Genomic DNA, 13063 nt, shown 5'->3' with positions numbered 1-13063 from the left:
AGGGTTAAAAAGGTTTGGTGGACACCATTATAACCGGAGACTACCGTCGCTGCGAAGTCTTTTTGATGGCGTCGCAAAAAGGCCATCCTGCTAGCTTCTGCTGCCCGTATCCTATCTAAATCTTCTCCACCCTGGCCGCACAGGACTTGTACTCGGGGATCTTGGCGATCGGGTCAAGTGCCGGGTTGGTCAGGGTGTTGGCCGATCCGTCGGCAAAATGGAACGGCATGAAGATAACGTTTTCTTTCAGGATGTTGGTGAGTTTGGCGGTCACTTCGACCCGACCGCGACGGGTCGATACGGCGACCTTGTCGCCATTTGCGATGCCCAGTTTCCTGGCCAGTGTCGGGTTGATCTCGACAAAGGATTCGGGACACATCTGATTCAGGCCCGCTTCCTTACCGGTCATAGTCCGGGTGTGGTAGTGATAGAGCACCCGCCCGGTGGTCATAACCAGAGGGTACTCCGCACAGGGCAGCTCGGCGCTGGGCTTGAACACTGCCGGCTTGAACAGACCCGGACCGCGGGCGCATTGGCCGGCGTGCAGGAACCTGGTTCCCGGGTGGTCCGTCGTCGGGCAGGGCCACTGCAGGCTGCCCAATTTTTCCAGCCTCGCATAGTTGATCCCGCCGTAGGAGGGAGTCACCGAAGCGAGTTCCGTGAAGATTTCCTCGGCAGCGGCGTAGGTCTTTTCGATACCGAGCCTGTTGAGAAGGTCGCTCAGAATCACCCAGTCGGGCTTGCAGTTGCCCACCGGCTCGATGGCCTTACGCACCCTCTGGACACGGCGCTCGGTATTAACGAAGGTACCGTTCTTCTCGGCGAAGGTAGCCGCCGGAAGAACCACGTCGGCCATTTGCGCGGTTTCGGTGAGGAAGATGTCCTGTACCACCAGAAACTCGGTATTGCTCAGAGCCTTTTCGACATGGGTCAGGTCCGGGTCGGAAACCATGGGGTTTTCGCCCATGATGTACAGCACCTTGATCTCTCCGTGACCGGCCTTGTCGACGATTTCGGTCAGGGTCATGCCGGGTTTGTCGGACAGTTCGACGCCCCAGGCCTTCTGGAACTTGGCCTTCACCTCGGCATCGGTGACCTTCTGGTAGCCGGGATAGGTGCCGGGCAGGCCGCCCATGTCACAGGCGCCCTGAACATTGTTCTGGCCGCGCAGCGGGTTGATGCCGCCCGATTCGATACCGATATTGCCGCAGAGCAGCGCCAGGTTAGCGAGGCTCATGACCCCTTCGGTGCCGCTGGAATGTTGGGTGACGCCCATGCAGTAGACGATGGCACCTTTAGCGGCTTCGGCATACATGCGGGCGGCGGCCTTGATGTCTTCGGCGCTGACGCCGCAGATCTCAGCCGCTTTTTCCGGGCTGAAGTCGGCCAGGGTGGCTACCAGCTCGTCGTAGTTTTCGGTGCGCTCTTTGATGTATTCGACATCCTGCAGCCCTTCATTGATGATGGTGCTCATGAGACCGTTGTACAGCGCGATGTTGGTTCCCGGAGTGATCTGCAGGAAGATCTCCGCATCGGCAGTTATCTCGATCGCCCGCGGCTCGGCGACGATGATCTTCGCGCCTCTTTTCTTTGCCTGACGTATCTTGGCGCCGATGACCGGATGAGACTCGGTCGTGTTGGAGCCGGTGATGAAAATTACATTACTGGCCATCAGCTCGTTGATGCTGTTGGTCATTGCGCCACTTCCAAGCGTAGTTGCCAGACCGGCAACTGTTGAGGAGTGTCAAAGTCGGGCACAATGGTCGACACTGTTGGTGCCGAACCCCGCTCGAACCAGTTTCTGGAACAGGTAATTTTCTTCGTTGGTGACACGGGCCGAAGACAGTCCCGCCAGGGCCTCGCTGCCGTATTCCGATTTAACGGTTTTGACCTTGTCGATAATGAGGTCGTAGGCCTCTTCCCAGCTTGCTTCGACGAACTGGCCGTCCTTTTTGATCAGCGGGGAAGTCAGGCGGTCGGGATGGTTGATGAAGTTGAAAGCGAACTTGCCTTTGACGCACAACAGACCATCGTTGGAAGGGCCGTTAGCGGGCTCGACACCGACAACCTTGTTGTCTTTGGTCAACAGGGTCATCTGGCAGCCGACACCGCAGTAAGAGCAGGTGGTGGCCACTTTGGAGACTTCCCAGCTGCGGAACTTTTCTTTGCTCTTGGGCAGTAGAGCACCGGTGGGGCAGAGCGAAACGCAGTTGCCGCAGGAAACGCAGGTCGATTCGTCCATTCCTCGATCGAAGGGGGCTACCGGATGGGTGCTGAAACCGCGGTCGCCGAAGCCGATGGCGTTGGTGTTCTGAAAGTTCTGACAAATGACGACGCAGCGACGACAGGCCACACACTTGTTGAGATTGCGGCTGTAGAATTTATTGGTTGTATCTATCGGGAAGTCATTGCGCTGACCCGGAAAGGAAGTTTGTTCAAGGTCGTATTGGTAGCAGAGGTCCTGCAGGGCACAGCGTCCAGCCTGTTCGCAGGTAAGACAATCGAGGGGATGGTCGGAAAGCATCAGGTCGACAACGGTCTTGCGCGCTGCATGAACCCGTTCGGTGTCGGTCTTGACGATCATGCCTTCCATGACCGGGGTGGCGCAGGCGGGGGCCAGGTTGCGGCGGCCTTCAACTTCCACCACGCAGACCCGGCAGGCGGCAGTCTGCTGGTTGCATTTCTCTTCCATTTCCAAATGGCACAGGGTCGGAATCTTCACTCCCAGCTGACTGGCAGCATCGAGAATCGCGCTGCCGGTCGGTACCTGCGTGGTTTGACCGTCAATGGTTATATTCAACATAGACATGTCAGATGTCTCCTTCTTTTTTAATGGCGGCGTCGCAAAAAGTCCGCCCTACGGCGTTACGGCATTTTTTCAGGATCTCGACATACTAGATGTATGCCTTCACCCCTAAAAAAACACCAAGCCTTGTAGGACGAAATTTTTGCTTAGCCATTTTACAAAATTTAGCTTAGTGAATTCATGGGGTCTGCTAATGCATTAAGACCATCGATGCAGCTTGCGACGCCATCAAGAAAAGTCGGCAATGATGTCTTTAACTTGGTCTGGAGTTACTTTTCCGTAGACCTTCTCACCGATCATGACCACGGGAGCCAGGGCGCAAGTGCCGACGCAACGCAGGCAGTCGATGGAGAATTGACCATCGGAAGTCACTTCACTGACCTCGACACCACCGAGTTGCTGCCGGAAGGATTCAACGATCTTATCGGCACCGACGACGAAGCAGGCCGTCCCCATGCAGATGGAGATGGGGTGCTTACCCTTGGGTATCTGGGTGAAGAAGGTGTAGAAGCTGACGACACCGTAGACGTGAACCACCGACACATCCATATGCTCTGCAACGAACTTCTGAACTTCTTCCGGAAGGTAGCCGAACAGACTCTGGGCTTTGTGCAGCGCTGTGACCAGGTGGCCGGCTTTGGTCGGCAGGCCCTCGATAAAGGCGGCAAGCTCCCGGTACAGGTTTTCGGGCAGTGCGTACCCTTCAGGGAGGTTGAATTCCCCGCTCGTTTGGTTTGTAGACATGGTTTTTCTTCCCAGTTGCCGGACTGTCAAAAGGAACAGGCTGTTTTCCGGTTGAGCCATCAGGGGTAAAAGGTATGAGAACCTTTTTGCTCCTGCACATTACAATACAAAATCGCGCAGCGAACAAGTATGTTGTGGTTGTTCTCTTGTCGCAGGACCGGCCCGGTTTCGTGAACCGTCCTCTAGCGTTTCCTTAATACCCGCTTGTCGCCAATCCGGAGGGTGATTTTTTCCTGATCAAAATAGCCGAGCAGGGGAATCATGAATTTCCGCGAAAGTCCCGTCAGCTCCCGGAATTGGGGCGGGGTGATTTCCTCATTTTCTTTGAGAAAGGCCACCAGCCTTTCCTGTATCGACTGCAAAGGCTGGGGGGCGTAGAAGAGGTCGGCGGTTACTTTCACCGCCCGGTTCTCGCGGTGCAGCAGGATCAGGTGTTCCAGCACCGCCTTGTCGTTGCAGCGAACCAGTTCGCCCAAAACCTTGATGCTGGGCGGTTCGGTGCCCGCCTGTTGCAGGGCGCCTTCCAGTTTAGCCAGCACGGCGGCCTGATCAACAGCGGCAGAGGCCCGGTGACCCGGTATTTTGATCAGATCCCGGTCAACAATGATCTTCTGTTCCTTCTGCAACGCACTAAGCAGCGCCTCGAAGAAACGCACATCGCTTCGCTGTGGGATCTGCGCCTTCAGCTCTTCTTTGCCGATGCCTTCCTTAAGGGGGTTGGCCTGCAGGTACTTTTCCAAGCCTGTTGTCAGCAGTGACTTAAGGGTTGCGAAAGCTTCCCCGGCCAGAAACATGCGAGGTTTGCGCAGCGCCTGCACGATCAGGCCTTTGGAGAGCAGTCCGGCAAGGGGAGACTCAATCTTCTTTTCCGACAGGCCACTGCGAAGAACCAGTTCCTCCAAAGTCAGGCCGGACAGGAGACTCGCCTGCGTCAGGAGCAACAGCTTGTCGGTGTCCTCGCCTTGGTCGAGAGAGTGAAGCAGTTCCAACGCTTGGGCAGAGCGGCGTCTGCGGCGAGGCGGCGCGGGGTCGATGACGGTGCCGCCGCCGACGGTAATCTGGGGCGAGTAGCTGCGTACGATGAAATTGTCGCCGGGCAGGAGCAGAACCGGAGTTTTGAGACGCAGTTGAACGAAGGCCGATTCACCGGGGGCGAGGGAGCTCCGGTCAAGGAGGATCACCTGCGCCGACACCTCATAGGTGGCCGAATGGAGGCGCAGAGTGGCCCGATGTTTCAACTCCCGGGGAGCCGAAGCAAGGTAGTCGATCCGTGCATCTACCGTGCGGGTGGCACGAAATACTCCCCGGGGAACGACAACATCGCCACGGCAGAGTTGGTTATGATCGGCTCCTTGCAGGTTAACCGCCAGACGCTGGCCGGCCGCACCATTTTCGGTTGTTTGGCCGTGACTCTGCACGCTGCGGACCCGGGAGGTGAGGCCGGAAGGCAACACCTCCACTTCCTCGCCAGTGGCAATTTCCCCTGAAAGGAGGGTGCCGGTGACCACTGCACCGAAACCGGGAACGGAGAACACACGGTCGACGGGAAGGCGGAAGGAACCGTCAGCCGACTTTTCCTGTACTTCACTTGCCAGTAGCTCAAGGGCCGACTTGAGATCGTCGAGCCCGTGGTTGGTTCTCGATGAAACGGGGATGATCGCCGCCTCTTCCAAAAAGCTGCCGGCCAGATAGTCGCCGACCTCTTCGGTCACTAGCTGCAGCCACTCCTCATCCACCATGTCGCATTTGGTGAGGGCCACCAGTCCCTTTTTGACCCCGAGCAACTGGCAGATTTCCAGATGCTCCCGGGTCTGGGGCATGATCCCTTCGTCGGCGGCGATCACCAGCATCACCACATCCATTCCGCCGACTCCGGCCACCATGGCCCGCACAAACCGCTCATGGCCCGGCACGTCCACGATCCCGAACTGAATATCTCCCGGCAGTTCCAGATGAGCGAAACCCAGCTCAATGGTAATGCCTCGCTCTTTCTCTTCTTTCAGGCGATCCGTGTCGGTGCCGGTCAGGGCTTTGACCAGTGAGGTTTTGCCGTGGTCGATATGACCGGCGGTGCCGAGGATGAGGTGTTTCATGGTTGGATTGTCATCTTCTTGATTGCAACCAGGGGTAATTTGGCGGAAGCGCATGGGAATCGAACCCACCTGGGAAGTTTCTCACCCCCCACACCGGTTTTGAAGACCGGGCGGCCCACCAGAGACCGTCGCGCTTCCATGATCTTGTGAAATCAGAGCTAACATCTTAGCAACCAAATCGACGTTTTCAGGCCCTGAAAAAACCTTCATTCGTAAGTCGTTTAAGAGGTCGGATAGTAGCCGATTTGGGCAATGTTTGCAATTGATTTGAGCGAAAAAACGAGGGGTTGCGCCATAAGAAAAAGAAAAAACGGTTCTGCTGAAGACTTACTTCGAGGGAAAATGTTGCACAAGTTTGTCGATAAAGGCCTTGGCAGCCGGAGCCAGTTCGCGAGCCTTTCGGGTTACTAAATAAATGTGGCGATAAATGTCCAAACCCCGGATGTTGACGATGCACATTTCGCCCCGCTCGCACTCCTTTTTCACCGACAGTTCGGACAGAAAGGAAACCCCGGTACCGTGCAGGATCGCCTGTTTTACCGCTTCGTTGCTGCCGAGGACCATGGAGACTTTCAATTGTTCCGGGGCAAAGCTCGCCTTGGTCAGTTGCTCCCGCAGGGTTTGATCCGTTCCCGATCCAGATTCGCGAAAAATGAAAGATTCGCTGCCCAGATCTTCCGGAAGGATAAATTCCTTTACGCTCCAGGGATGCCCGACGGGCACCACCAGGGAGATTTTATCCAGGGACAGGGGGGTAAAGGCGAGACCCTTTTCAGGCACACAAGTGCCGATTAGGGCAAACTCCACCTCTTCATTTTTGAGCCGGTCCAGAGTTTCCCGGCTGTCTCCCTGGATGAGGGAAATGACCACGCCGGGATGTTCCTTTCGAAAGGAAGAAACGCAGAGGGGGATCATGTAGCAGGCGGGGATATTGCTACCGCCGATCTTCAGTACAACATCCTCCAAGCCGCGAAAACGGTTAAGAGCCAGGGGGATGTTCTGAGCTTCCGCCACCACCCGCCGGGCTTGCTCCAAAAGCAGTTTTCCCGCCTCGGTGAGAAAGGCCCCTTTCCCGGTCCGGTCCAGCAATTTCAGGTCAAATTCTTTTTCCAAAGAGGATATGTGCTGACTGACCGTCGACTGGGTCAGAAAGGTGATTTCCGCTGCGCGGGAAAAACTGCCGCTTTCGGCTACGGCGATGAAGACTTCTAGCTGTTTCAGGTTCATGGTCGTTTTCTTGGTTGAGCTGTAAATATCGATTGGATGGATATTTGAGTATTCAAAGCTCGAATTTTGTGTGCCAAGCATTTGATCGAATAGGTTTTTACAAATGACTATTCATAGCACGTATCTATCAAGCCGAATAGAGTTAGATTCATGAAGATGTTCTAGATAACAGGTGTTGTAAGATTCAGTTTTTCAGTGAATTCAGGTGCTTCCATTTATCCGTACAATAGCCGTTTATTCGGTGACAAATGAGCTGATGCCGGTGGTATATTGCTGTCCGCTGCCGTCGGTGGCAACAACCTGCCAGTAATAGGTGATGCCGGAGTAGAGGTCATTTGCCGTATAGCTGGTGTCCGCCAGGTTGTCGATCAACATCGTTGGTATGAAGGTGGGGTCTTTTTTGAGGCGACCTTTATTGCTTTTGATGTTGGTTCGCAACTCGGGATCAGTGCCGTATACTAGCGAGAAGGTGAGATCGAGATCGTCCGGCGGTGGGCTCCAGACCAGCACTACCGAGGAATCGACAATTTCGTTCATGCCCGGAGCCAGGATGGCGGGGAGCCACTCGCTGAACGCGAGGTTGGACAGTGAGCTTTCATAGCCGGTACTGTCGTAGGCGGTAGCGCGGAAATAGTAAATCGATCCTTCCGGAAGTTCATTCAGGGTGAAGGCAGTCACATTGCCGACATCGATGGGCGATGGACCCTCCAAGGCTTCCACTCCATCCAACGGCAACTCGCTGGAGTCGGCCTTGTAGTAGATTTTATAACCTGCGACATCCTGGCTGGTGCTCGGGTCCCAAGCAAGCTGGACGACTTGTGCCAAGAGGGGGGCGGCCCAGAACAGCAGCCCGGCGATAACCATCGTCAGGGAGGCGAGGGGCAATTTTGCAATGCTTTGCATGGAAAGTCTCCTTTCCCCCCTGATGGTCTAAGAATACCATTCGGAAGAATTATGAGGCAAGGCCTGTACCATATTTGCAGGGATCATTTAGGCTGCCATAATCCCTTGGAATATAGTGGTGTAAACCTCCCTGCTTTAGTGCCACCTGGAATGAGACATTTTCGGTTATTGGCTTACTGTGGGGGAGTTCGGGGGACACCATACTCATTAGGGAATCTGTCCAGTAAGATTAGGCCTGGTGAATAATTCCTTGAAAGAGTTACTAGAGGCGCTTAATATGCAGCATGGCCAGAATCGCACGAGTCGTTGCCCCCGGTTTGCCCCATCACATCACTCAACGGGGAAATCGTAGGCAGCAAACCTTCTTTTCTGACGAAGACTATCGAGCCTACCTCGATCTTTTGAGGCATTGGTGCGACTGGCATAAGGTCGCAATTTGGGCGTATTGTCTAATGCCCAATCATGTGCATCTTATTGCCGTGCCGCATGACCAAGACGGACTATGCCTTGCCATTGGTGAAACCCATCGCCGCTATACACGCCGGATCAATTTCCGTGAGGGATGGAGGGGGCATCTTTGGCAGGGCCGTTTTGCTTCATATCCAATGGACGAACCGCATCTTCTGACCGCCGCTCGTTACATTGAACTGAATCCTGTCAGAAGCAATCTATGCGAACAAGCCGAGAATTATCCATGGAGCAGCGCCGCCTTTCATGTAAATGGCAAAACCGACCCTCTGGTGAAACAGTCACCTCTTGTTGAAATGGTCGCAGATTGGCAGGGCTTTTTAGCTGAAGAGTTTAGCGCATCTAAGATATTCGCCCTTAAACAGGCGGAAAGAACCGGACGTCCACTTGGGGATGACAAGTTTCTCGCCAATCTGGGGCAAACACTTGGCCGCGATTTAACGAGAAAAAAGCCCGGCCTGAAACCTGGCTAATGAGTATGGTGTCCCCGGAATTCGCCCGAGGCGGAAAGAACCGGACGTCCACTTGGGGATGACAAGTTCCTCGCCAATCTGGGGCAAACACTTGGCCGCGATTTAAAGAGAAAAAAGCCCGGCCCGAAACCTGGCTAATGAGTATGGTGTCCCCGGAATTCGCCGGAATTCGCGGAATTCGGAATTCAGGGTTAGCGTTCTTACCTACCCCTGGGCCTGCGAGGTCCGGGCGCGGAATGACGTCCCAGCTTTTCATCCAGATCGTCGATCCAGCCGGCTTTGGCGTCGGGAAAGGCGTCCGCATAGGGCACGTAGGGTTTGATATCCAGAACAGGGGTGCCATCAAGGAGATCCACGCCGCGAAGGTGCAGCGTCCTGCCTTCGATCTTGGCCAATTCCACCGCCGAAAGGCCGATGGAATTGGGACGATGAGGGGAGCGGGTGGCCAGAACGCCCCGCTTCGGTCCACCCCGGGGCGGCTTGACGCTGCTTTTCCAGCCTTCACTCCGATGAAAGGCGAAGATGAGCCAAAGTCGCTCGAAGCCGCCCAGATCTTGAAGGATTTTCTCGTCCAACCAATCCTGAAGTTCCAGGGTAGCTGGGGCGAACGCCCCGGTTTCAGTGCCCTCCACCACCGTGCTTTGATGGGGTGCATCGATGCGCCGGGTATAGGGGGATCGCAGGATGCCGATGGGGCGATAGGTGATATAGGAGTCTTTGGTCATGTCAGGAAATTCAACTACAAACAGGCTACGGCACGATCGTTGTCGTGCCGTGTGAAATGAGCGAGTGACCGGCTGCTATTATTCGGCAGTCCTGGAAATGGTGGAGATGCTATCGCAAGCGAGGGTTTGTGGCAATGAAAAATATGGAGTTCGGACCGGCGTTCTGAGGGGGGCTGGGACGTTGTTTTTTTACTTACTTTCCGACCTGAATAGACTGAGTAAGCGAGGGTCACTCCCCGTATTGCCGATAAATCATTGCACCCAAGATATCAAAAGGCCCCTCCAGTTTTTTAGGCGGGGCCTTTCTTGTTTTTTCTGCTTCGATAGTTTTCAGCCTGTGGAAACAATCCCGCTATCGCCAAACTGGATGATCTTGTCAGCAATGCGATCAACCTGCTCCGGATGATGGGACACAATCAGGATGGTCAGGCGATCCTTCAGTTTCAGTAATAGCTCTTCGATAACCGCTGTCGATGCCTGATCCAGCGACGAGGTCGGTTCGTCCAGCAGCAACACTTCCGGTTCCAGCACCAAGGCCCGGGCGATGCAGAGCCGCTGCTGCTGACCGCCGGAGAGGTTGCGGGCATCCTCGTTGAGGCGGTCTTTGACTTCATCCCACAGATTGGCCATTTTCAGGGCCTGTTCAATCTTCTGGTCAACCGATTCCCGGTTTCTTTCGCCGCTGAGTTTGAGAGGAAAGGCGATATTTTTGCGAATACTCATGGGCAGAGGGTTGGGCACCTGAAACACCATGGCGACCATTTTCCGCAATTCCGTCACGGCCAGATCGGCGGCGTAGATATCCCGAAATCGGTCCTGAAGTTTGATCTCTACCGTGCCTTGCATCTTCGCATCGGAGATATTTTCCCACAGGCGGTTGAGGGTCATGAGAAAGGTCGATTTGCCGGCTCCGGAAGATCCGGTGAGGGCGGTAATCGTGTTCTCGGCGAATTCGAGACTCACGTCCCGAAGGATGGTCCGGTCCCGGTAGGCAAAGTTCAGGTCGGCAACGCGTATCTTGATATCTGGAGTCATGGCAGGCTCATGGTCGGTAAAGGGCGAAATGGCTCAGGCCCTTGCGAATGCCGTAGGCCACCGAAAACAGCACGGCGCACAGCAGCAGGAGAATGATGGCGGCGCCGTATCCCTGCATCAGTTCGGCCCGATCGGTATATTGGGACGAAATGTAATAGATATAAAAGGGCAGGGCTTCGTATTGGGTAAATAGCGACCGGGGCAGGCCGGTGGAGGCGACGGCTCCGGTCAGCATGATGACGGCGGTATCTTCGGCACAGCGGCCGATGGCGAGGATGATCCCGCTCATGATTCCGGCCAGGGATTTGGGGATCAGCACCAGGAAGATATTCTGAAATTTGGTGGCTCCCAGGGCCAGGGCGGTCAGGCGGGTTTCCCGTGGGATGCCATCGAGGGACGCCTGAGTGGTGCGAATGATGTAAGGCAGGACCAGGAAGGAGAGGGCGATACTCGATATGAGCAGGCAGGGGCCGATGCGGTCGGAATAGTGTTTGTGCAGAAACACGGCAAAGGCAAAGCCGAACAGCCCGATCACGATGGAGGGGATGCCGGATAAGACGTCGAAAAAAGCATCCAACACCCGCTTGGCCCGCGGGCCGGCATATTCAGCGAGATAGATGCCCGTGGCCATGCCGACGGGGATGGCCCAGATGACGGACAGCAGGACCAGGACCAGGGTGCCGACGATGGCGGGGAACAGGCCGTTAAACACCCTCTCTTGCAGAAGGATGGCTCGCAAAGGGGAGGCGTCTCCGAAAATCAATTTAAGGTTGACGGCCTGATGGCCTTTGACGAACAGGTAGCCGAGTAGCAAGCCGACTGCACTCAGCAGTAGTAAGCCGGCCAGCCAGGAAAATATGATGGTCAGGCGCTCGAGGCTGCGGTATCTCAAACTGTTCTATCCTTGCTGAAACTCAGGTAGCGAACCAGAAAGGTCACTGTCATGGTGAACAGGTAGAGCACCACTCCGCAGGCGAAAATGGAGCGGAACTCGGGGCTTTCGTAATCGGCGGCGATGACCAGGGCGATATGGGCGGTGAGGGTTCGGGCCGGTTCCAGAACCGATTCGGCGACCCGCACCGAATTGCCCGCCAGCATCAGGGCGATGAGGGTGTCTCCCACGGCCCGCCCCAGGGAGAGGATGACCCCGTTGAGCATGCCGTGTCTTGCGGCCGGCAGAATAACATAGAGCAGCTTTTGTACGGGGCTTGCGCCCAGGGCATCGGCGGCATCCAGGTAGGCCTTGGGAATCCGGTCAAAGCTGTCGCAGAAAAACAGGGTCATGGTGGGCGAGATCATGATGCCCAGCACCAGGGCGGCGGTGAGAATGCACAGGCCCGAGCCGCTTTGAAACAGCTCGCGGACGATGGGGACCAGGAGAAAAACCCCGACAAAGCCGTAGATGACCGTGGGGATGCCGGTCATCAGCTCGATCAAGCGCCGGAATCCTTTGCTGACGGTTTGCGGTGCTATGGAGCCGATCAGAAAGGAACAGCCGAGGCTTAAGGGGAAGGCGAACAACAGGCTCAGCAGGGAGATGGCAGCGGTGCCCATGATCATCGGGTAGATGCCGAACAAACCCTGGAAGGGCGCCCACGGTTTCAGCAGCAGCTGGTGAAGCCCCCCCTGCTTGAGCAGGGGCAGGCCCATAAACACCATGAAGCCCAGAATCGCTACGGTGATGGAAGAGCTGGCTAATGCGGAGAGGAGAAAGGCCCTCTCCGCAATCAGCTCCCGGTATCTTTTCATTGGGCGGGGATAAATCCGCGCTTCTCAATGATCTTTTTCCCCTCGGGGGTGTAGAGGAAGTCGATGAATTTCTTGGTCAGGCCGGTCGGCTCGCCTTTGGTGTTGCTGTACAGTCCGCGGGCGACTTTGTAGGTGCCGTCCTGTATGGTCTGAATGGTCGGCACTACGCCGTCAAGGGCCACCGGCGCCACCATCTCATCGATGTGACCCACGGAGACGTAGCCGATGCCGTAAGGATCCTGGGCGATGGCCGATTTCATCGCGCCGTTGGAGACGACAACATGGGCGCCGGAGCTGATCGGTCCTTTTTTCAGGCCTTTTTTCCAGAACACGGCGCGGGTGCCGCTGGCTTCATCGCGGGTATAGATGTTGATGCTCCGGTCTGCGCCGCCCAGCTGCTTCCAGTTGTCCAGCTTGCCGGAGAAAATATCCATCATCTGGCTTTGGGTCAGAGCCTTGACCTGGTTCGCCGGATTTACCACCGGTCCAACGCCGTCGATGGCCCACTTGTGCAGTTTGAGCTGATAGCGTTCGATTTCTTCGTCGCTGGCTTTGCGTCCGCTGTTGCCGATGTCGACCAGGCCTTCACCGACCTGCTTGATGCCGACGCCCGAGCCGCCGCCGGCGATGCTGATCTGAATATCGGGATTCGCCATCATAACTTGCTGCGCGGCTTCTTTCATAACCGGGATATGCGCTGTTCCGCCGGAAACTTTCAATGTCCCTTTTTCGCCCTTGAAGGGGGCCAGGCTGTCGGAAAATGCCGGTGAACAGGTAAGTAGAACGGAAACAATCAGTGCCAGACCGATAAACGATAATTTTTTCATGTGTTCCTCCATC

At 55.8% G+C, this 13063-nt stretch carries 11 protein-coding genes and 1 tRNA gene; 1 reads left to right on the top strand and 11 read right to left on the bottom strand.

Going from position 1 to position 13063, the window contains the following annotated elements:
* Positions 1-115: 115 nt before the first annotated feature.
* The 6 genes from fdhF to A7E78_RS06835 all read right to left on the bottom strand — a co-directional run bounded on the left by fdhF (position 116) and on the right by A7E78_RS06835 (position 7773).
* Positions 116-2803 (bottom strand): formate dehydrogenase subunit alpha, encoded by a 2688-nt coding sequence (fdhF, locus tag A7E78_RS14795; protein ID WP_083553198.1) that lies wholly within the window; start codon positions 2801-2803, stop codon positions 116-118.
* Positions 2804-3034: 231 nt separating this feature from the next.
* Positions 3035-3550, bottom strand: a complete 516-nt coding sequence (locus A7E78_RS06855) for an NADH-quinone oxidoreductase subunit NuoE family protein (protein WP_072285076.1) — start codon at positions 3548-3550, stop codon at positions 3035-3037.
* Positions 3551-3732: 182 nt separating this feature from the next.
* Entirely contained in the window at positions 3733-5643 is a 1911-nt protein-coding gene (selB, locus tag A7E78_RS06850) for a selenocysteine-specific translation elongation factor (protein WP_072285075.1), read from the bottom strand.
* Positions 5644-5683: 40 nt separating this feature from the next.
* A tRNA-Sec gene (locus tag A7E78_RS06845) sits at positions 5684-5781 on the bottom strand.
* Positions 5782-5970: 189 nt separating this feature from the next.
* Positions 5971-6870, bottom strand: a complete 900-nt coding sequence (locus A7E78_RS06840) for a selenium metabolism-associated LysR family transcriptional regulator (protein ID WP_072283531.1) — start codon at positions 6868-6870, stop codon at positions 5971-5973.
* Positions 6871-7104: 234 nt separating this feature from the next.
* A complete protein-coding gene (locus A7E78_RS06835; RefSeq protein WP_072283530.1) occupies positions 7105-7773 on the bottom strand; it encodes a fibronectin type III domain-containing protein in 669 nt (222 codons plus the stop codon).
* A 284-nt stretch (positions 7774-8057) separates the two neighbouring features.
* Between A7E78_RS06835 and A7E78_RS06830 the strand changes: the two genes are divergently transcribed.
* The gene (locus A7E78_RS06830) at positions 8058-8714 is read left to right on the top strand and encodes a transposase (protein WP_072283529.1); all 657 of its coding nucleotides are present in this window, start codon (positions 8058-8060) and stop codon (positions 8712-8714) included.
* 200 nt (positions 8715-8914) lie between these two features.
* On the opposite strand, the gene tsaA is transcribed toward A7E78_RS06830, so the two are convergent.
* The 5 genes from tsaA to A7E78_RS06805 form a co-directional block, all read right to left on the bottom strand.
* On the bottom strand, positions 8915-9439 hold the full coding sequence (gene tsaA, locus A7E78_RS06825) for a tRNA (N6-threonylcarbamoyladenosine(37)-N6)-methyltransferase TrmO (protein WP_072283528.1): 525 nt from the start codon (positions 9437-9439) through the stop codon (positions 8915-8917).
* Between the two features lie 330 nt (positions 9440-9769).
* Complete coding sequence (locus A7E78_RS06820; protein ID WP_072283527.1) at positions 9770-10474, bottom strand: phosphate ABC transporter ATP-binding protein; 705 nt, start codon at positions 10472-10474, stop codon at positions 9770-9772.
* 7 nt (positions 10475-10481) lie between these two features.
* Positions 10482-11366: a phosphate ABC transporter permease PstA gene (pstA, locus tag A7E78_RS06815; protein ID WP_072283526.1), complete on the bottom strand. Its 885-nt coding sequence runs from the start codon at positions 11364-11366 to the stop codon at positions 10482-10484.
* Positions 11363-12223, bottom strand: a complete 861-nt coding sequence (gene pstC / locus A7E78_RS06810) for a phosphate ABC transporter permease subunit PstC (protein WP_072283525.1) — start codon at positions 12221-12223, stop codon at positions 11363-11365. Before pstC ends, pstA begins: the two co-directional genes overlap by 4 nt.
* Positions 12220-13050 (bottom strand): phosphate ABC transporter substrate-binding protein, encoded by an 831-nt coding sequence (locus tag A7E78_RS06805; protein WP_072283524.1) that lies wholly within the window; start codon positions 13048-13050, stop codon positions 12220-12222. The genes pstC and A7E78_RS06805 overlap by 4 nt, the downstream gene beginning before the upstream one ends.
* Positions 13051-13063 lie beyond the last annotated feature (13 nt).

The sequence above is a fragment of the Syntrophotalea acetylenivorans genome (assembly GCF_001887775.1).
GTDB lineage: Bacteria > Desulfobacterota > Desulfuromonadia > Desulfuromonadales > Syntrophotaleaceae > Syntrophotalea_A > Syntrophotalea_A acetylenivorans.
The sequence above is the reverse complement of the archived record's forward strand: the minus strand, read 5'-3'. Positions and strand labels throughout refer to the sequence as shown.